Genomic DNA, 20,368 nt, shown 5'->3' on the forward strand with positions numbered 1-20,368 from the left:
TATCATCATTATATTTTCCGATGTTTCTTTAATGCAAATACATTCCCTATTGCAAATAATAGAGAAAAAAGTAGTAATACAGTTAGATCTAACGCAATCTCTGTAAATCCTTGATTTCGAATCATCACTTGTCTCATTGCGTCAGCTCCATATGTGAGCGGAAATAATTTCCCTAACATTTGTAGCCACTTATTCATAGATTCAATTGGAAACAACCCAGAAAAGAAAATTTGTGGCACAATGACAAGCGGTATAAATTGAATCATTTGAAATTCATTATTTGCGTATGCTGATAAAAATGTCCCTAAAGTTAGTGCTGTTAAAGAAAGCATACATGTAATAAGTAGCGTTAGCCATATGGAGCCAGCTACATACAAGTCTAAAATATAAACTGAAAAATTCACGATTATAATTGATTGTATAAATGCAAAGATTCCAAAACCAATAATATACCCTACAACTATTTCCCATCTTCTCACTGGAGTGGACAATAACCTCTCTAATGTACCACTTAAACGTTCTCTAACAAAGGAAACTCCAGACAATATAAATACAAAGAAAAATGTAAAGAAACCAATCAATACGGGACCAAGCCCATCAAACATTGTAAAGTCTTTAGAGCCATGTAAGTAATTTACTTCAGGCTTCATAACTGATACATCATTCTTTTCTGAACTCTTTTGTAAAACTTGAAGTACAGCACGATTTTTTGATGAATCACTTCCTTCTAATAAAAGATTCATTTTCCCATTCTCTAAATAAATTACTGCATCTACCTTTTGCAGTTCTAACTCTGAAATTGCTTTCTCTTTGCCGTATTCATAAATTGAGGCTTCTTGAGTTTTCATTGTTTTTACAATAGGAGCAGGCACATCAACTACAGCAATATGCGGTACATAGTCTTTTTGTGTAAACACTAGAGACAATAACCAAAGTAATAACATTGGTGCCCCAAACATCATCGCTAACGAACGTTTATCTCGAAAAAATTGGCGAATAATACGAATGATTACACCAGTAACTCTCATGATAGGGCCACCTCTTCCAACAAAAAGACATCTTCAATCCGTCCTGATGATACCCGTTTTTTCAATTCTTCAGGTGTTCCAGTCGCAACTAGCTTTCCTTCTCTAATCAACCCTAAACGCTCACAAAACTCAGCTTCATCCATAATGTGCGTCGTTACAATAATAGTTGTGCCTTTCTTTTTCAAATCATAAAATTTTTCCCAGATTGTTTTTCTAAGAAGTGGATCTATCCCCACTGTTGGCTCATCTAAAATTAATATTTCAGGTTCATGAAGGAGTGCTATCGCTAATGATAATCGCTTCTTCATCCCACCTGAAAAATGCTGCACTTGCTGTCTTATATGTTTTGATAATTGTACAAGGTCAAAAACCTCTTCGATTCTTTCTTTTTTATGTTTTCCTTTTAATCCATACATCGTTGCAATAAAATCTGCATTTTCATATGCTGATAGTTCTTCATATAATGCATCAGCCTGAGCCATATAACCAATTCTTTTCATTTCATTTAAGTTAGGCATGTTCGTGTTGTATACAAGCACTTCACCTTTCGTTGCCTCATTAATACCTGCAATCAATTTAATAAGAGTCGTTTTCCCTGAACCTGAAGGCCCAACTAAACCAAATATCTCTGCTTTTTCAACTTGCAATGAAAGATTGTGTAAAACTTCTTTTTTCCAAAAACTTTTTGACACGGTTCGTAAAATAATGGCAGGTTGCTGCATGTATTCTTCCCCCTTTTCAAAATGAGTGAGTACTCACTTTTATTTTACTCTTGCGTAATTATATGTCAAACTTCATTGATTAGTATGTATTTTCAATCTTAAACAATGAAACAGAGTCGACATTAGAATTTCATTTCTTAAAGTCGACTCTGTTTCATTTAAATTATATATTTCATTTTACGTTTTTAAATTCATATATTTTCTAATTCTAGCAACATCTAAAGAATATTCGATAACTAATTGCTGTAACGGTAAAATAACTGTATCAGGATATAAATGTGCATATTGTAATGTTTCTGCATATTTTTCTAACCTTTTTTCTAAATACTTTATAATTTGATCAGGATGGCTTACTAATAAACATTTACAATAATAATGTATTTGTTCCTCAATCGCCGTATACTCTTCAATTTCATATTCTTTATGCATGTGTACACCCCTTTAAGTTTTTTACTGAATTGCTTATCACACTTTTCACTCGACTAATTTTTAAGTTTTTTGATTATTTACACTATAACAAACTCTCCGGGTCAAATTTTGTTACTTTATGTAACGTAGAAAATTTTTAACAAAACTGTAATGTTAACTTGTATAAAATGCATATGGCCTATTTTTTCTGTACAAAAAATCGTACAGTTCAATTTAACTGTACGACTACAAGTTCTGGCCTATTAAAAATTCTTTGCGGAATGATACTATTGCCTAATCCTCTACTTACTACCATAGACGTATTTTGTTTTTCATATAAACCGGTTGTATATGTAGGGAATATCCCTTGATTCGGAGCAACTAACCCTCCGATAAATGGCAATCTAACTTGTCCTCCATGAGCATGCCCTGATAACACTAAATCTATTTTCTCATTAGCATACTCTCCCAGAAATTCAGGCCTATGGGATAGTAATACATTATATGTATCTGGCTTCATTTCAAATTTTGCTATTAAAATTTCATCTTTTACAACATTTCCTTCATCACGGTTTCCAGCTACAAATGCCGGATCATCAATTCCAAGTAAATTTATTTTTTGTTCCCCTTTATGAATCGTTACATGTTCATTTCTTAAAACAGTAACATGGTGTTTCTTTAATTCTTTCTCTAAATCATTATATTTTCCTGACCATTTTTCATGGTTTCCTGTCACAAAATATATAGGATACTCCATTACAAATTCTCGTATTAATTCCAGACTAACTTCTGCATCGTATGATTTACTGTCAATTAGATCACCCGTAATTGCAATAATATCTGGATTTATGCTTTTTACTTTTTGAATTAAAGTTTCTTGATTGTCGCCAAATTTTTTATTATGTAAATCTGAAATTTGTAGAATTTTAAAACCTTTAAAAGAAGAGGGGATTTTATTAGATGTTATATTAACTTCAGTTTTACTTATTAAATTGTTTTGTGAATATAAAAAGATACTAAAACTTACTAAAATACTAATAAGTAATATGATTCTTTTAGTCTTTTTGTTCATATTTCCTCCTAAACTCTTGATCAGTACTACAGTTCACAATAAATATTACGTGCCCTTCGCATTCAGAATAACTGAAATTTTTTAATTGATTTGTAGTATTTGTTATAGTTTTATACGCCACTAATAAAATTTTTCAATCTCATTCGTATTAGCTCATTCGCTATAAAGTGGAGCTTTGATATCCTAGTTGTCGTGCATGAGTGTATGATGTCCTGCTCATTTTTCAGTGAATTTATAGCGAATCACTGGAAGCTCTTCATCATATTATTATTTATCTTACTTAGTTTGATAACGATATAACGATAATTCCTATAGTTTTTTATAAAAAAATTGTGTACTTTTCTCAAATTATATACGACATTTGCTTGTAAATATATTATTACCACTCCGATTTTAATTTGTTTAAAACGTGCATAGAGAAAATTGAAACACTAAATTACCTTATGAAAAGTTATTATTGTACCATTTGTTAGAAAATTGAAAAAACATGTGTAGATAGATATCATTGTAAATGAATATATAATTAATTTTGATTTTCTGACATAATTCTTAACCTAGTTTTTGCGTGCATTATGAAATAAAATATTGCCCCATGTCAGTCTTTAAAAAATTATATATCATTACTTTAAGGGAGGAAGAAAACTATGAAGATGAAAAGAAAAATCATGATGACGACAGCACTTGCAGCTACATTAGCTACAGGTGCACTACCGACTACATCGGTGTTTGCTGCAGAAAAAGAGGCTCCTATCCAACAAAAAGAGGCACAAATGAGTATTCAACCATTCGCACAAAATAATTTGGAAACAGCGGTTAAGGCTGCCTTAAATGGTCCAGAAGTTAAAAAAATTAAAGTATTTGAGCATGAATTTAATGTAAAACCAATTGAAGTAGTAAATTTAGGTGGTGGTAAAACATATGTTAAGGGACAAATTTCTCATCATTTAAGTTTTCGTCCAGATGATCAATTTTATTATGAGTTTACAGTGCAAGATGGAAAGGTAATAGATAAGCCTGTATTTAATATTGATAGAGGTGGTTGGACACCATTTGCTGCTCCACTTTTATCAATTCTTGCTGCGTATAATGGGATTCCAGTTAATCCAAATGATTTAAATGCACTCGGTCAGCAGATTGGGAAAGTTATAGATGGCAGCTGGGAACATGCAGCCCAATCTATAGCAACTGTAGTTAGTTTAAGTTTTAATGAATAGAATTTTCAAATTTTTATTAGCATTGTAGAGATCCACTTTTCCTAAGTAGCCTTGTTATAAGAAATTCTGAAACAGCTATTAATAGATTTTTACCACTCAGTCACATTATCTTGATTTGTTAACCAGCTTATCATTCATTATATGTCACAAAATAGAAGTCTTTTTTAAGGCTTCTGTTTTGTTTGTATACAATACGATAAAAGGTTGTTTTTTCGAGTCCGTACTTCGATTCTTTAAGAATCCGTTTGGCTATTAGGTACAATTCATTACAACAAATTATTAAAGTCTCAAATAACTTACATCTCCTATTTTTTAAATTTTTTCAAATACAACAATTCATTATTTAAAGAATGACAACAATAAATATAGTAAAAAACCATCTTATTTTAACTATTGTTTTAAGGTCAGGAGAGATAAAATGAACAAAATGAAAAACTTCTTTAAAATTAGCATCCTCACTTGTTTTACACTAGTAAGTTTAAGTACACCATCTACTATTTTTGCTGATAGTCATCCCGGTTATTCCTATGAATCCAATATAGGCTATCAAAATCCAGCTTGGATGTCGAAAGTAGCAGATTCAATAAAATTAAGTGAATTATCTATTCCAGGGACTCACGGTACAATGGCTTTACATGGCGCAAGTTTTCTTGATGAAAATTTGACAAGAAATCAAACTATGAGTCTACCCCAACAATTAAATTCTGGAATTCGATATGTAGATATGCGTGTTAAACGTGTAAAAGATTCTTTTGCAATGTACCATGGTATTGCAAACCAAAAAGCAGTGTTTGAAGATGTATTAAAAGAGGCAATTCAATTCTTAAAAGATTATCCGACAGAAACAATTTTAATGCGCTTAAAAGAAGAAACTACTCCTGAAAGTGGATCACTATCATTTGAGGAGATATTTTTAAAATATAAAAACGTTAATGCTTCATATTTTTGGGACCCTAATTCCGTACCAACTTCAGATAGAAACAACCCTACTTTAGGAGATATCCGGGGTAAAATTGTAATCTTACAAAACTTTACATCCTCTCAATTGTACGGTATTGATTACGAAAGTTTGAATATACAAGATAAATTTGAAATTGGAAGCGGTCCAGACGAAATATATGGAAAATGGAATGCGGTAAAAACCCATCTACAAAATGCAAATACTAACTTTAATAATGGAAAAATATATCTCAACCATTTTAGCGGTACAGGTGGTGCAGCTGCATTTTTAAATAATGTATATCCTTGGTTTGTTGCAAGTGGAAAAGAGAACAGAAATACTGATAGTAATCCTAAGTTGATTCAAACGAATTTCACTAATGCGTGGAGTGATTTCCCCCGCGATAGAAATGGACAAGTATATTATGGTGGTATGAATACACTTGGGACCGAACTCTTGCAACAAGGTGGAATTAAATATTCTGGTATCATCGCAGCTGATTTTCCTGGGCCAGGTTTAATTGATAGTATCATTAAATTAAATGGTATACATTCGAATGAAAAAGAAGTATTAATTTCGCAGATTTCATCCGAATCTAGTCCTTTATCCGGACAAAAAAACCGATCCAGTCAAAACTTTAAAATTGATAGTTTACCTGTAGGTACTAAGGAATTAAAATGGGTTATTGAACCTTCAGAAAAAGATTATCCTTCTTCTATTTCTTTCAATGTAATGATTGACGTTTCCCTAGGTACAGATTCTACTCTTTGGAAAAATATTTCACATGAATCTAGGACTGAAGCCTACACAAATACTAAATATTATATTGCAAGTCCAATTGGTGCCACTAACAAATTTACAGTGAAAATATACGCTATTACAAATTAAAAAAATAAAGAATCCCAATAGAATTCCTTTTTGATGGAATACCATTGGGGTTCTTTTTTGATTTCATTACGTAAACATTAAGATGGTGATTAAATTTACTCACATATCATTTAAACCATTAGATAATCCGTATTTGGAACGACCTTTAATTTTCAAAAAGAAATCCCAAAATGTTAACTACCTTTTCCAGCTTATCATTTATTCAAAACTGGCTTCCAAAGTGATAGGGCAAAAATCCAATTTGAGTCGCCGTTCCCTTGATAATCTTGAACCGCTTCATACACTTTTCCCTCATGTACTACTCTATCACCTTTAGTATATGCCTTTCTTGCATCCCATTTTTCATATGTGGAATCCCCTGACTTTGTTGTTACATTCAAAACATCACTTCTACTAGATTCATTTCCAGCTAAATCAACCGCCGTCACTACATACTTATACGATGTATTAGCCTTCAAATCTTTATCCATAAAGGATGTATTATCAGCTGCCCCAATTTTATTCATAACCCCAGCGCTTTCTCTATATACAATATAATGGTCAACACCTACATTATCTTCAGACGGACTCCACATCAAATCAACAGTTGTCGCTGTTGTACTCATACTATGTAATCCTTTTGGTTGAGTTGGAGCCTCTTTATCTGGAATTTCATTTGTTGTCTTAGCCTTTAGTTTTTCACTTTCTTTTGATATGTTTCCAGCAGCGTCTAATGCCTTTATTGTATAGGTATATTCCGTATTTGCTTTTAGTTTTTTATCAGTAAAAGTTGTACCTGGTACCGTCCCAATTACTTCTCCATTACGTAACACTTGATATTCTTTTACGCCTATATTATCAGTAGAGGCCTTCCATGTTAGTTCAACACTATTGGCAGAAACTTTAGACGCATTTAATCCCGTTGGTTGACTTGGAGCTACTGTGTCGGGAGTTTCATTATTTACTAAATTTACATCAATTACGTTATAAAACGCATTTGACGTGTCTGCTACATCCCATACAGCTAAAATAACATGATAACCATTTCGATCAGTTGGTACATTAATTGTATGTGTTAAATTATTTGATGCGGCCGAACCGTCATGGTTCACAGTTCCAATTGGTTCTAATTCAGCACGTGTTAATGGTTTATTAGGATCCCATCCCTTTTTTGTAATGTAATAATGCCATTTACTTGTAGAATGTGCCGCTGTGTATTTCCATGTAAATGTATTTGCTCCTCCCTTTATTGTGTTTTTGAACCAGCGATTTGATGTTTGTTGGTCAAGAGTCCCTCCAAACAGTCCTCCTGCCGAAGCAATTTTCCCATCAATCGGTCCACCATCTGGGAATCCTTTAGGTGCTTCTAGACTTTGAGGTTCGTACATTACATTTCCACAATTTAAATTTAATGCTCCATAATTCTGACTACATAAAGCAGCACGACTACTCGGCTTTTCAACAAACCCATGTGCATATGCACTTTGAGGAATCATTGTAATTACCGTCACCCCTGCAGCTAAAACACAAGCACCAATTCCTTTTTTACTTTTTCTTAATCTTTCTAACTTAGATGTTAATTTCAAATTCATACTTGTCCCCCCAATATATTGTTTACGCTAATATAATAGCAATATAGGGATAAACGAACAAATCACCCACTAATATATTAATAGTTCAATAACATAAACACATTTAGTTTATTTATTAACCTGATATGGGGCTAAATTAAGCAAATTAATTCTATTTTGTAACATTATGTAGTAAAGAGTTTATAAAAAAACAATAAAGATTCACAAAAAATTCAAATATCGATTACTTAATTTTTTACAACCACACCCCACACGATAGCTACATTATTAAGCAGGTTTCATGATTTATTACATCCTCTCACCACCTGATAAAATCAGATCAAAAACATATCTCTGCATATTATCGATTAGTTCAACCACATCTGGATTTTTATCGTTGCTCAGCGACCAATTGATTGACACCATTGCGTTTGCTGTATACAACTGAGCTACAAAGTCAATTGGCACACTTACTTCAACCTGCTTCTCTTTCAAATAGGAATAGCAGGCATTATATAAAATAGATTCTAATTCTAAACGTAAATCCGCTGAGGGAACACGTACATGGAGTAAAGTTGCAACCTCTTTTTTTCGCGCTGAGATCTTATCGGTTATCATATTAATAGCTTGAGCCACATTTCCATTCTCTATTAATGCGAAACGAAATTCAATTTCTTCCTTGAACCAGCAGACATAATTTTGCACTAATTTTTCCAAAAGGTCATATTTATCTGCAAAATGGCTGTAAAATGTGGACTTACTCACCAAAGCATGTGTACAAATATCTTTAGTTGTAATTCGACCAAACTCTTTTTCGTTCAAGAGGTTAATAAGTGTATTAGAAATATTTTTCTTCGTTTTATAAACGCGAACATCCTCTCCCATTATTAATCAATCTCCTTCCCAAAGTTGCTTATCGAACCGTTTATATCCTTATGGTTCGATTTCGTACTTCTTATCCTTTCCTGCTCGTTGTTTCTTTAATATACTTCGCTTACCCTTACCTTGTAGTCAAATATAAGGAGGGATTTTATGTTTAAACAGTATGTAAACAACGAACAGTTCAATTTGCAAATTAACCGTTTTTTCAACGATTTCTATCAAGACGATGAGCGGGCAAATCAGGATTTACAAGCCATCATCCCAAGACTTACAGACACGGACAGCTGGTATAACGCTTGGATAGAATATGCAGCGATGCGGGAGCACCATAAAGACTTTGATCTAGCTTCGGTTTATTATCAGGCTGCCGAGTTTTATATGGAATCATCCGATCTAAAAAAAGAAAAAGTGTACCAAAAATACCGTGAAACTTTTTATAAGGGCTTTCATGACTTTGAGTATGAAACCTATCAAATTCCTTATGAAGATTCCCATCTTCCTGCAATCAAATTCATGACACCAGGCGCATGTAATACACTACTTTTCTTTGGAGGCTACGATTCCTACATGGAGGAAATGATGAAGATGATGAACTACCTCATAGGAATCAATTATAATATTATAGTTTTTGATGGACCTGGACAAGGAACAGCACTGAAAAACGGCTTAAAATTCATCCACAACTGGGAGAAGCCCGTTTCCACAGTCATTGACTATTTCAAACTTGACCGTGTTAGTATTCTCGGAGCGTCTTGGGGCGGCTACTTGGCAATGCGTGCCGCCGCTTTTGAAAAACGAATCGACAAAGTCATCGCCTTTAATATTTTTTATAGTGGCCTTGATGCACTCAAGATGCGCATGCCGGATAATATTTGGAATAAATTGACCACGCTTCTGGCTACTAATGAAGCTGACAAAATTAATACCATGTTTAAACAAATGATGGCCACCAGCATCGACCTGAACTGGAAAGTTAAAAAGGGTATGGAAAATACAGGCGAAAAAACGCCATTTAACTTACTTAAAAACTTTGAAAAGCATACGATGGCAGGAATCGGTCAGTTTATAAATCAAGAAGTATTGCTCCTGGCTGGTGAAGACGATCAGTACGTTCCAATTAGTCGATTACCACAAATCGAATCGGAGCTATGTAATGCAGCCTCCATCACTTCTGTAGTTTTCACTAAGAAAACTGGTGGTGAACAACATTGTCAAGCTGGTCATCGTCACTTAGCTTTTGATGAAATTAAAAGATTTTTGCGACATAACTTCTAGTGAATAATATCAAGCATTTTAGCACTTTCAAAATTTTTCATATACTAACACATTAGAACATGGTGACTATTATGACACTCCTCAAAAAAACTGATATTTGGTCATAAAAGAAATCCCCCACTTATTTGTGGGGGATTATTCTGTGCTTTACTTATAATGAAATGTGTGAAGTTTTGTTTATTTACAAACCTAAAATTCCAACAATCTGACTCACCTTTAGATTAGTAATATAATAGTACATCTCTAAACCCTTTTTTCGGCCTTTAGCACCTTACCCCTCATTTTCGATAAATGTTGGGAAACAGTGAATTGTGGAATTTTTAAAAGCTTCGTCAATTGTGTAACATTACATTTTTTATACTGAATGAACTCGTTTATAATTTGCAATCGAATTGGATGTGCCATTATTTTTAACATATCTACATCCTCTTCAGTTATTACACTCTTTTTCATTTCACTTTTATACATTGTCATAAGAAATTCTCCTTTATTATCGGTGCATTTCCGCACATCTTTTAATTAGAAGTATATTCTCAAATTATTACGGTTTAATATTCTTACTTTTTGGTGTATTGAAGTTTCTATTTTCAAAATAATATAATTCCAGAAACGCCTTACACACATATTGTACAATTCCAATATACGATTCATATGAACTTATTATACGGTTTAAATGAATCTCACTTCACTATGGTGAAACTGTTGAAACTTTACTTCAATAACTCTGTAGGAAACTTATAAACAACTAAAAAAGGACACACCTATAGCATATGTATGCGTAGGTGTGTCCTTTTCTCAGATAAATTTTAGAGTATTAACTTCTTTTTATAATATCGTACAAGATAACTATTTAAATTTAAAAATATTTAGTATAGAATAGGAACATTCGCTATATTTATGTATGAAAGGATTTTTGAAAATGGACTTGTTGCAAATCAAGAAAATGGAAAATTTAATTTGGACTATTGAACATAGTAGTGACCTCTCAAAAAGGTTTTACATAATAAAATTTTTTGATAGAGAAAATACAATTAAGCCAATTGAAACGTTAGAATTTGGAAATAGAAATATCAACAAATTTGAATGGGTGTTTATTAATATATTTCCAAGGATAGTAACAACTTATGTCCCTTCCACTGGAAGGAAACCTGATGAATCATTAATAGATACAACTAGAGAAAACAGTAAAGAATCACTTATTTTACAAGGAATACGAACCTACACCAAGTTTTGGTCATGTTAACCCCCACCCTTCTATAGCAGCAAATATAATTTTGCATAAAATGTGGTTTTTTAAGTTAAAGTGAATTCTATATGTACATTCTTCTGAGAGTTTCATTCACATTGTATTGTTCGTTATTTGAAGAACAATGAGTTTTTTATAATATACGATATATCAATTTTTAAAATGTAAGCTTATACTTATTTTTTAGACATTTTATTCTCTTAAGAGCATCCACGTAAATACATGCTCTTAAGAAAATAAAAGTAGTACGCATGAGATTGAATGAATATTAAATACAACACTTTGGATCTGGAACTTACATTACACTTTGTTTTATATACATAAAAGAAGAGTAGAATATCCTTTTTTATTTTTAGATTTGCCTACTAACACTTCAAACAATCTATCAGGACGTTAAGTAGTGAATAGTTCAATTTAAGGGGATTGTTTTAGTCTCTACTAATTTAGTAGAAAATTCAGTTCCACATTTAACCTTTCTAAATTCTAGATGATTAAACCCTTGATTAGCGCCTCATCGGTTGAATCAAAAAGGTATGCACTTTAATACACCTAGTCCAACAAACGTAAATATTACTCCTACCAAATCAAACAAAAAAATTTGAGTAGCCCCCTATTTATTGCACTAATTATAACTAGGGCTAGCCCTTTCCTTTTCTTTAAATTCCTACTTTAACTAGACCATACGGACTTTAAGTGATATGAAAGTTCATTTTATAATGGGGGAATTTTTCACCTTTTCTAAATAACTTATTATATTATTTTTATCTAATAAGGCACAGAAACAAATTAAAAACCTTTAGTGCTCCTGAGAAAATCTCTTGAGGAAAAACGTTTTTAGGGTGAAACGTTTTTCAGGGTACTTTTATACTGACTCTTTTCCTTAAAATGTTTCTGTACCTAATATTTAAATTAACTTATGTCAAAATATTTCGCAATACAAGTACTAAATACTACATGGATATATAGAAAATGACACTTTTTATGAGCATAACCCATCAAATACTTATATTAAATATAGAAAAGTTACCTTACTATTATTAAATTTGTTAAATTAAATAATGAAAATGGAGAATACTAACTTTATAATTGTCACAATTTAATCTATATATCTACTCTTTTATTACTCGTAAAAATCATTTGATAATTCCTTCAATATTAATTTATGAAATGCAGAGACCATCTAAAGCAACAATTTTCTTACATTAGGTTGTTTTTCTATCTAAATTTATTTTGTCGAAAAAAGTCGATATTTTCATATTTTTTTCATTTAATTATTGTACATTTGCACATTTAATGTTAGGATTATGCCTATTCAAATTAGATCCTATCGATTCCTCTTTAAAATTTCTTTATTTTATTTGTGAAAATTAGTTACTTTCTAGTATATTCCCAGCAATAATACAGCAAACTACACTAATAATAATTCTAAAATTATATTTTCTATCTGTGTATATTCAAACATGATTAATTATAAGTTCTAACTCGCTAATCAAATTTAAATAACAATTTTGATTCTAAAATAAGTTCAAAATCAAAATAAAAATATTGTTATTTCAAAATAATGTTGTAAACTATCTTTAGAATGGAAAGATTTATGTAACAGCATGTTAAGGGGTTACAGGGGGAATAAAAATGAGAAATTTTTTCGATGACAAGTATAAAAATATTGAATTAAAAAGGAGACTATTAAATATAATCAGTGAAATTAGTGAATTAAAAGGAAAATTAGCTGCTTATCAGGAACAAAACCCTGATATATTTACTAGCTTAGAAAAAACCATACCACTTCATTACATAAAAAACTTTACTACTACCTATGAAGATATAAAAGTCCCAAATAAAAGATTAAAAGAACTTATTTTAGATGATATAGTACCTCAAAATATTTCGGAAGATGCTATCTTTTGTTTTTATCAAACACTTACTTTTGTACATAAGAATTCCTGTGATTTATTAATCAATCCAGAGACTATACAGGAATTACATTTTCAATTAATACATTACATTACCTCTGACAGTGCCAAATGGCGCGAAAAACCGTTTACTATTCCAGGTATTCCTGAAAACGGAATGCACTTAAATAGTTACCGCATTCTTCCACATGAGCTTATTCCACAAGTAATGGAACAATTATGTGATCAATATAACTCATTAAATTCTAGTAAGGGCCATCATTCACTTTTATTAATAGCTCGTTTTATATTTAATTTTTATTGCATAGTCCCCTTTAATCAGGGTAACGGCAGATTGGCACTTATGTTAATGCAATTGCTATTAATTAAGAGTGGAAATACATTTGTAAAATATGTATGTCTGGATAAATACATTAAGAAAAATGAATCTGAATATTACAATTCGATTTATAAATCTTCGGTAAATTGGTACTGCGAGGAACATAATAGTAGCTTTTGGTTAAAAACGTTTTTAACTATTATATTAGAGGCGTACAAAGATCTTCATAATACAGTTCTAGATTCTATATGTAAGCATACTAAAGTGGAGAGAATTCAGGATTTTATACTTAAACAAAAACAACCCTTTACTAAGGAGTGTATTCGTAACACATATCCAGACATAGCAGAGAGTACAATCAGTAAGGCTTTAAATTCCTTGCAATTGTTTGGCCATATTAAGCTAGTGACAAAAGGAAGAAATGCTAGTTGGATTAAAATTTAACTATACTTGTAAAACACTTACAGTTCAAAAAAGAAAACTATAACTTTATCATTTAAATTCATGCCTTTGGACTCTTATTCAATGAATTTCACTTTAATATATTAAGCTATTATTACTAATTTAGTTATTTCTAATTCCTACAAAGCGTTTTATAGGAATATTTGTCGAAAAAAGTCGCATTTTAATGTTTTTTCTTTATTTTCTGGTTGTAAACGTTTCATTTTCGTGTTACCATCTTAATCAAACAATAGATGGTAATAAAAATGAAAATATTTCTTTCCCTTAGAAACATATAAACGTACGGTCATATCAAGAAAATAAGGCCAAAGAAATATTTGATACCTATCCAAATTACCAATAGGAATTTTGCAGCATTAACTTTCTGTTATTTCAGAATAAAACTTCACATTTTGTCCCTAAACAAAATTTGTTAGCGTGCAAAATTCAAATACACTAAAACACCCAAATAAATGAAATGTCCTTTTTTATTGAGCATTGAGGTATGAAAAAATAATTCTTCCTACAAAATTCAGCTGAGTAACATAAAGACATCTAAATTACTACCTTTATCGCCATCTATTGTTGACAACATATTTACCAACTATTAAAAAGAACCTATCAAGGGTTTTTTTTTATTATAATCATTCAAATTTCACTTCTATCTTTATACTTAGATTTCTACACAAATTACATCTACTTTTTTACTCTCAATTATTGAATTTATAATATAGTACTTCAATTTTAGTTATTCTTGATCCCAATCCGTTTAAATTAGTGAATAAAATTCAAACATATAAAAATAATAACTACAACTAATCGTTATATATTAAAGAGGTGTCAATTTTGTCCTTAAATGAAAAGACCCTAGAAACAAAGACAGATAAAACCATTGAAAAGATCCAAACAAGTAACTTAAAAGAGCTTAAAAATACATTAGATAACATCTTTAATATTAGTGCAGATTTAATCGAACATCCTTTGCAATTAAAAACAAACACGAATATTTTACTATATTATTTTGAAGGCCTTACAGATGGTGTTGCATTAAAAGGAAATGTTGTTACACCATTATTACAAGAAGTGAATGAAGACAGTCAAATATTTAATTCTAATATTATTGCTACTCATACCAAAATAGTATATACGTGGAATGAAATTAAAGAAGGATTACTTGAGGGTCAATGTGTTCTATTTATGGAAGGAGAAAAGCGGTCACTTTTAATAAATACAAAAGGATGGGCAGAAAGAGCAATTCAAGAACCAATTTCAGAAGTTACTATTAAAGGCTCACATGATGGATTTATTGAGAATGCCACAAAAAATATAGGCTTAATTCGTCGATATATTCCTTCTACAGAGTTAAAAATCAAAAAGCTGACGATTGGAGAAAGAGCAACTTCATTAGTCTATTTAATTTACTTAGGTGATGTTGCGAGCGCAGATGTAGTCCAAGAAATAGAAACTAGAATCTGTAAAATTAAAACGGATGCGGTATTGAGCATTGGAGAACTATCTAATTATACAAAAGATCAAAATTGGACTCCTTTTCCACAGGCTTATTTAAGCGAACGCCCAGATGCCATTTCTAATCATATACTTGATGGGAAAGTAGCAGTGTTAATGGATAGATCCCCCGGTGCAATGGTTGTTCCAATGAATTTAATTGGATTTTTTCAAACTCCAGATGACTATAATATACATTGGCTCATTGCATCATTTTTTCGATTATTACGATTTGCAGGATTTATAATAGCCATTTTTTTACCGGCATTTTATATTGCTATAGTCTCTTTTCACTTTGAAATCATTCCAATAGATTTATACACTTCTATTGCAACGTCAAGAGTCAAAGTCCCTTTCTCTCCCCTATTGGAAGCTTTTATAATGGAAATTACACTCGAAATGCTACGTGAAGCTGGTATTCGCTTACCACAACCAATTGGACAAACAATTGGAATTGTTGGAGGGATTGTAATTGGGCAGGCGGCTGTTCAAGCTGGTCTTGTGAGTAACGTTATGGTTATTATCGTATCTATTACCGCCATTGCATCATTTATTGTTTCTAATTATGACTTATCAAGTTCTATTCGCCTTATTCGTTTTCCAATGATGTTATTGGCATACTTTTATGGGATTGTAGGTATTGTTAGTGGATTAATGCTTTTATTTGCTCATTTTGTTTCACTAACTTCGTATGGTTCACCATACGGATTGCCAATAGCACCATTTCGGCTTCAAGAGTTAAAAGATTCTTTTGTAAGATTTCCTATTTCTATGATCACCACCCGCTCGAGTACAGGACAGCCGAAACAAAAAAAGAAAAAAGAAGGTGGTTCGCATGGGGAATCTTAAATTTCAAAACATAACTTTATTTGAATTTATTGTTTTCATCCATTCACTGCAACTTGCATCAGGTATGTTAATTATGCCAAGTCCACTTGCTACTACGGCTGGAACAGATGGTTGGATATCTATCATCCTTGGATGGATAACTACTTCTATAATCGGCGTATTTATTATATTAATGTTACAAAAAAATCCTAATAAAAATTTCTCACAAATCTTAAAAACATACTTTGGTAAATGGATAGGGACAATTCTTTTTCTTTTATATGCCTTTTATCTATTTTTTGTTGGCTTTAATACTTTATTAAAAGCAACTGATATTGTAAAAGTATGGATATTCCCTTCCACTCCTGCTTATCAAATCACCATATTATTACTATTACCTTTTATTATTTTGGCCCTGAGTGGGTTAAGGGCTCTTACTAGTTATTCTATGCTTGTTTTCTTCTTCACTACTTGGATGCCACTATTTCTTCTTTTTTCACTAAAGAGTAACTACAACCCTTTACACCTACTACCTATTATTAAAGATGGATTATACCCTATTGTAAAGGCAACAAAAGAAACAATTACCCCTTATGCTGGCTTAGAAATTGCATATTTTATTTATCCGTTCTTACAAAAAAAACAAAAAGCCATAAAAGGAATACTAATAGCGAATACTGGAACCATGTTTTTCTATCTATATGTGACTATTCTTTCTTATATATACTTTAGTCCGGAGGGGATAAAAGACGTAATTTGGCCAGTATTTCATTTGTTAAAAGGGGTTCGTTTTTCATTCATAGAACGATTAGAAATTATATATATCGCTTACTATTTGATTGTATTTTCTACTACAATATATCCGTATTTATTTTTCAGTTTTGAATCTGTGACCATTTCACTTCAAAAAAACGCCCGCAATTGGGCGCTGCTTGCTTTTATGTTATTTATAGTTGGACTATTTATTTTCCTAAATCCCGATGTAGATCAATATTTGTTTATATATTCTCTTATGGATATCTTAAATGTCATTTTCTTTATTCTATTACCGATCTTATTTTTCGCTTACAGTATTCTTTTCACTTGGGTTACTAGGAGGAAACAACTTTGATTCGAAAATGGATATGGATTGTAATTTGTTGTGTATATATAATTGGTTGTAGTCAGAGAATTCCTCTTGAAAAGGTTTCATTAATCCTGTTAATTGGCCTGGATAGAAGCTCTAATGGAGACATAAAAGTTGGAACAAGTATACCACTCTTTCATCATAAACAGCCAAAAAGTACTATAGAACATTGGACACAAGCATCAACTGTATATACTGGATTCAGTAAGATAGATACGAAGTTAACTGGCTTTATGACAGCTTCCAAAGCTGAAATCATTTTAATTGGGAAGAAATTAGCGCAAGAAGCAAATTGGTTGCAGGAGCTTGATTCTTCTTACCGTGATCCTTATGCTACCATTAATGCTAAAGTAGTACTTGTAGATGGACCTGCAGAAGAAATCTTTAAAATTCACAAGCCTAGTAAACCATCACTTTCATCTTATATAAATGGTGTAATCGAATCCTCTATTCAAAATAACCAATCCGTCTCTTCTACAATTCAACAATTAATGAGAGAACAAAATGAAGAAGGAATGACGCAAACTGTTCCAATTATCAAAAAAAAAATGAATGAAATTGACACAGTAGGAATTGCATTTTTAAATCGAAAAGGGAAATATTTAACTCATATCCCTAAAAAAGATGTTAAATTTTTCAATCTTATAAATAAGCCAAAAAGTAACGGCCGAATGATACTACACCTTGCGCTTCCCCCTAAAAAAGCAAACAAAAAAACAAACAATTCTATCTTCGTACAGAACGCGACAAGGAAGGTAGATGTTACTTTTCAAAACGGAAAGTTTGTATTTAATTTCAATATACATGCTAATATAGCTTTAATAGAAAAAACCAATACGAATTTAGTTAAGGGGCACTATGATAATAAAAAAAATATAAATAATTTAAAAAGTGCTATTGAAAAAGAAATTAATAATAATTTACAAAATATATTAAATCAAATACAGCAGAATAAAATTGATCCAATCGGATTATCCCTATATGCTAGAGCCTTTCAATATAAAGAGTGGAAAAAAGTAAAAGGAGATTGGTTGCAAGCGTTAGCAGAGGCTAAAATAAATGTAAAGACACACGTCAAAATAAAAGATACTGGGACCATTAGAAATTAGATTAGCCTATCCTTTTATTTGACAGCATTTCTCAGTCGAATTTCCCTTCCTCAATAATTATGATATAAAAGACGCTAATTCAAAGAAAAATCTTTCGGTTAAATGCTAACCAATAGATTTTTCTTTTTTCTCTAACCAGTTCTTTTAAAAGGGCAACAATTTAACTACGGTAATCAAGTACAAGTTTCTAATTTAAGGGGTTTCGGCTTTTTGAGTTCGTTCGAATATCTTAGTTTTAGTTTTATGTACTTTGATAGAATAGATACACATCAGCATATTTGCGCTTAATTTTATCGTTTAATGCGGCTTTAATAAATCATTTTTAGTTTATATATCCCATACTGATAGCAATTGAATTTTATTATTTATCCCCTTAGATTATTTCAAATGATTCTATTTTCTTTCCATTTGACTCTTTTGATATATTTCAAATTTCTTGATTACATGTTGTATAGGGGAGCCCTTCTTTTTTCCACGCAAGAAATCCCCCCTTTAAATTAACTACTTTCTTTATATCAACTTTTTGTAAAATGCTAGCTGCTATAGCGGAACGTAACCCCGTTCGACATTGTAAAACTATTGGACAATTTTTCGGTACATCATCTAGCCGTTCAAGTAGATTATCTAAAGTGATATGTATTGCATCATGAAGATGTCCTTCATCCCACTCTTTTTTACTACGCACATCGATAACCTTTACACTTCCATCTTTTATTAAAGGATATAATTCATTTGATGTTTTTTCCTTATAAATCTCTAAACTATGGAATCTTTGAATTACCTTTGAAGGTGCAAAAGCAATAATATTATCTAAGCCAATGGACTCAAAGTCTCTAATAACTTCCTCCACTTTAACATTTTCCGTATCTAAAATTATTAAAGTTTCTTTTTTATAATCTAATATCCCCCCACACCAAGTTGTGAAAGAATTGTTATAAGGTATGTTAATTGACTTCTCAATGTGGCCAGCAGCAAAACACTCTACATCCCTTATATCAACTATTTGCTGAACATCCCTAATCACTTCTTGAAGTTCTTCTATTATATAAATAGCAGTAATCTCTCTCTTCTTACGATTTGGTGGACCATACTTATTTAAATGCTTCATTAATGGAAAATACTTTGGAGGCTCTGGCTGTCCCGTCAATAAATTCGATATAAAATTATCTTCATCATTACATTGAAACGCCCAATTAAACATCTTTTCATAACCTAATGTGGAAGTTGGAATTGCTCCTAATGCTTTTCCACATGCACTTCCTGCACCATGTGATGGCCATATTTGCAAATAATCGGGGAGTATTTTTATTTTTTGTATAGAATCAAATAATTGTTTCGCTCCTATTTTGGCGGTATCTTTCATACCTACAGCAATTTCTAATAAATCGGGTCTACCTATATCTCCTACAAATATAAAATCACCTGTGAATATTCCTATCGGTTTATCATTCGCATAATTATTTTGACTTGTATCGGTTACTAAAAAGGAAATACTTTCAGGCGTATGCCCTGGGGTATGAATGACATTGAATTTTATATGACCTATTTTAAACTCTGTTCCCTCTCTAACCAATTTGTATCGACCTTCGTTAAGATATTGATATTTCCAATCACAATCTCCTTCATCAGATACATATAACTTTGCATGATAAAGATTAGAGAGTTCTCTAGATCCAGAAAGAAAATCTGCATGAATATGAGTTTCAGCCGCAGCAATTACTTCCATCCCCTCTTTCTTAGCAAATTCGATATATTGTTCTATATAGCGACCTGGATCAATTACAATTGCTACGCCTTCCTTCTGACAACCAACTAAATAAGAAGCATGTGCTAATTTTTCATCATAAAAATATTTTAAAAGCATAGCTATTCCCTCCAAATAGTTATTTCAAATTACTTTT

At 31.5% G+C, this 20,368-nt stretch carries 15 protein-coding genes and 1 pseudogene; 8 read left to right on the forward strand and 8 right to left on the reverse strand.

Annotated elements, in window-relative coordinates; all coding sequences use genetic code 11:
• Positions 1 to 8 precede the first annotated feature (8 nt).
• The 4 genes from ACLBWW_RS19355 to ACLBWW_RS19370 all read right to left on the reverse strand — a co-directional run bounded on the left by ACLBWW_RS19355 (position 9) and on the right by ACLBWW_RS19370 (position 3,230).
• Positions 9 to 1,028 carry an ABC transporter permease gene (locus ACLBWW_RS19355; protein ID WP_098200171.1) on the reverse strand — a complete coding sequence of 340 codons (1,020 nt, stop codon included), beginning with the start codon at positions 1,026 to 1,028 and terminating at the stop codon, positions 9 to 11.
• Positions 1,025 to 1,750, reverse strand: coding sequence for an ABC transporter ATP-binding protein (locus tag ACLBWW_RS19360; protein WP_048546950.1), 726 nt, complete (start codon positions 1,748 to 1,750; stop codon positions 1,025 to 1,027). The genes ACLBWW_RS19355 and ACLBWW_RS19360 overlap by 4 nt, the downstream gene beginning before the upstream one ends.
• Before the next feature lie 177 nt (positions 1,751 to 1,927).
• Positions 1,928 to 2,179, reverse strand: a complete 252-nt coding sequence (locus ACLBWW_RS19365; protein ID WP_000548621.1) for a hypothetical protein — start codon at positions 2,177 to 2,179, stop codon at positions 1,928 to 1,930.
• Positions 2,180 to 2,387: 208 nt separating this feature from the next.
• On the reverse strand, positions 2,388 to 3,230 hold the full coding sequence (locus tag ACLBWW_RS19370; RefSeq protein WP_048546949.1) for a metallophosphoesterase: 843 nt from the start codon (positions 3,228 to 3,230) through the stop codon (positions 2,388 to 2,390).
• Positions 3,231 to 3,874: 644 nt separating this feature from the next.
• Between ACLBWW_RS19370 and ACLBWW_RS19375 the strand changes: the two genes are divergently transcribed.
• Positions 3,875 to 4,444, forward strand: coding sequence for a hypothetical protein (locus ACLBWW_RS19375; RefSeq protein ID WP_002065511.1), 570 nt, complete (start codon positions 3,875 to 3,877; stop codon positions 4,442 to 4,444).
• 418 nt (positions 4,445 to 4,862) lie between these two features.
• Entirely contained in the window at positions 4,863 to 6,272 is a 1,410-nt protein-coding gene (locus ACLBWW_RS19380) for a phosphatidylinositol-specific phospholipase C (RefSeq protein ID WP_048546946.1), read from the forward strand.
• 194 nt (positions 6,273 to 6,466) lie between these two features.
• Here ACLBWW_RS19380 and ACLBWW_RS19385 read toward each other — a convergent pair whose 3' ends face one another.
• Both ACLBWW_RS19385 and ACLBWW_RS19390 read right to left on the reverse strand, forming a co-directional pair.
• Positions 6,467 to 7,843 carry a lytic polysaccharide monooxygenase gene (locus ACLBWW_RS19385; RefSeq protein ID WP_447614171.1) on the reverse strand — a complete coding sequence of 459 codons (1,377 nt, stop codon included), beginning with the start codon at positions 7,841 to 7,843 and terminating at the stop codon, positions 6,467 to 6,469.
• A gap of 288 nt (positions 7,844 to 8,131) precedes the next feature.
• On the reverse strand, positions 8,132 to 8,707 hold the full coding sequence (locus ACLBWW_RS19390) for a TetR/AcrR family transcriptional regulator (RefSeq protein WP_048546940.1): 576 nt from the start codon (positions 8,705 to 8,707) through the stop codon (positions 8,132 to 8,134).
• A gap of 147 nt (positions 8,708 to 8,854) precedes the next feature.
• Here ACLBWW_RS19390 and ACLBWW_RS19395 point away from each other — a divergent pair, with 147 nt between their 5' ends.
• Positions 8,855 to 9,979, forward strand: coding sequence for an alpha/beta fold hydrolase (locus tag ACLBWW_RS19395; protein WP_048546938.1), 1,125 nt, complete (start codon positions 8,855 to 8,857; stop codon positions 9,977 to 9,979).
• A 181-nt stretch (positions 9,980 to 10,160) separates the two neighbouring features.
• Here ACLBWW_RS19395 and ACLBWW_RS19400 read toward each other — a convergent pair.
• Positions 10,161 to 10,453: pseudogene (locus ACLBWW_RS19400) on the reverse strand (ArsR/SmtB family transcription factor).
• A 445-nt stretch (positions 10,454 to 10,898) separates the two neighbouring features.
• Here ACLBWW_RS19400 and ACLBWW_RS19405 point away from each other — a divergent pair.
• The 5 genes from ACLBWW_RS19405 to ACLBWW_RS19425 all read left to right on the forward strand — a co-directional run bounded on the left by ACLBWW_RS19405 (position 10,899) and on the right by ACLBWW_RS19425 (position 18,467).
• Positions 10,899 to 11,222, forward strand: coding sequence for a hypothetical protein (locus ACLBWW_RS19405; RefSeq protein ID WP_048546936.1), 324 nt, complete (start codon positions 10,899 to 10,901; stop codon positions 11,220 to 11,222).
• Between the two features lie 1,635 nt (positions 11,223 to 12,857).
• A complete protein-coding gene (locus ACLBWW_RS19410; protein ID WP_048546935.1) occupies positions 12,858 to 13,901 on the forward strand; it encodes a Fic family protein in 1,044 nt (347 codons plus the stop codon).
• An 843-nt stretch (positions 13,902 to 14,744) separates the two neighbouring features.
• Positions 14,745 to 16,253, forward strand: a complete 1,509-nt coding sequence (locus ACLBWW_RS19415; protein WP_098222252.1) for a spore germination protein — start codon at positions 14,745 to 14,747, stop codon at positions 16,251 to 16,253.
• Positions 16,240 to 17,343: a GerAB/ArcD/ProY family transporter gene (locus ACLBWW_RS19420; RefSeq protein ID WP_048546933.1), complete on the forward strand. Its 1,104-nt coding sequence runs from the start codon at positions 16,240 to 16,242 to the stop codon at positions 17,341 to 17,343. Before ACLBWW_RS19415 ends, ACLBWW_RS19420 begins: the two co-directional genes overlap by 14 nt.
• On the forward strand, positions 17,340 to 18,467 hold the full coding sequence (locus tag ACLBWW_RS19425) for a Ger(x)C family spore germination protein (protein WP_098222255.1): 1,128 nt from the start codon (positions 17,340 to 17,342) through the stop codon (positions 18,465 to 18,467). Before ACLBWW_RS19420 ends, ACLBWW_RS19425 begins: the two co-directional genes overlap by 4 nt.
• A 427-nt stretch (positions 18,468 to 18,894) precedes the next feature.
• Here ACLBWW_RS19425 and ACLBWW_RS19430 read toward each other — a convergent pair whose 3' ends face one another.
• Positions 18,895 to 20,331 carry an MBL fold metallo-hydrolase gene (locus ACLBWW_RS19430; RefSeq protein ID WP_447614172.1) on the reverse strand — a complete coding sequence of 479 codons (1,437 nt, stop codon included), beginning with the start codon at positions 20,329 to 20,331 and terminating at the stop codon, positions 18,895 to 18,897.
• Positions 20,332 to 20,368 lie beyond the last annotated feature (37 nt).

This window comes from Bacillus sp. M5A3_1b (assembly GCF_053345335.1).

What these genes read in the sequence shown, in the direction of transcription:
- ACLBWW_RS19410 (WP_048546935.1), top strand. Translation starts at nt 12,858, where the DNA reads ATGAGAAATTTTTTCGATGACAAGTATAAAAATATTGAATTAAAAAGG.
- ACLBWW_RS19380 (WP_048546946.1), top strand. Translation starts at nt 4,863, where the DNA reads ATGAACAAAATGAAAAACTTCTTTAAAATTAGCATCCTCACTTGTTTT.
- ACLBWW_RS19360 (WP_048546950.1), bottom strand. Translation starts at nt 1,750, where the DNA reads ATGCAGCAACCTGCCATTATTTTACGAACCGTGTCAAAAAGTTTTTGG.
- ACLBWW_RS19405 (WP_048546936.1), top strand. Translation starts at nt 10,899, where the DNA reads ATGGACTTGTTGCAAATCAAGAAAATGGAAAATTTAATTTGGACTATT.
- ACLBWW_RS19365 (WP_000548621.1), bottom strand. Translation starts at nt 2,179, where the DNA reads ATGCATAAAGAATATGAAATTGAAGAGTATACGGCGATTGAGGAACAA.
- ACLBWW_RS19370 (WP_048546949.1), bottom strand. Translation starts at nt 3,230, where the DNA reads ATGAACAAAAAGACTAAAAGAATCATATTACTTATTAGTATTTTAGTA.
- ACLBWW_RS19430 (WP_447614172.1), bottom strand. Translation starts at nt 20,331, where the DNA reads ATGCTTTTAAAATATTTTTATGATGAAAAATTAGCACATGCTTCTTAT.
- ACLBWW_RS19420 (WP_048546933.1), top strand. Translation starts at nt 16,240, where the DNA reads ATGGGGAATCTTAAATTTCAAAACATAACTTTATTTGAATTTATTGTT.
- ACLBWW_RS19375 (WP_002065511.1), top strand. Translation starts at nt 3,875, where the DNA reads ATGAAGATGAAAAGAAAAATCATGATGACGACAGCACTTGCAGCTACA.
- ACLBWW_RS19385 (WP_447614171.1), bottom strand. Translation starts at nt 7,843, where the DNA reads ATGAATTTGAAATTAACATCTAAGTTAGAAAGATTAAGAAAAAGTAAA.
- ACLBWW_RS19355 (WP_098200171.1), bottom strand. Translation starts at nt 1,028, where the DNA reads ATGAGAGTTACTGGTGTAATCATTCGTATTATTCGCCAATTTTTTCGA.
- ACLBWW_RS19395 (WP_048546938.1), top strand. Translation starts at nt 8,855, where the DNA reads ATGTTTAAACAGTATGTAAACAACGAACAGTTCAATTTGCAAATTAAC.
- ACLBWW_RS19390 (WP_048546940.1), bottom strand. Translation starts at nt 8,707, where the DNA reads ATGGGAGAGGATGTTCGCGTTTATAAAACGAAGAAAAATATTTCTAAT.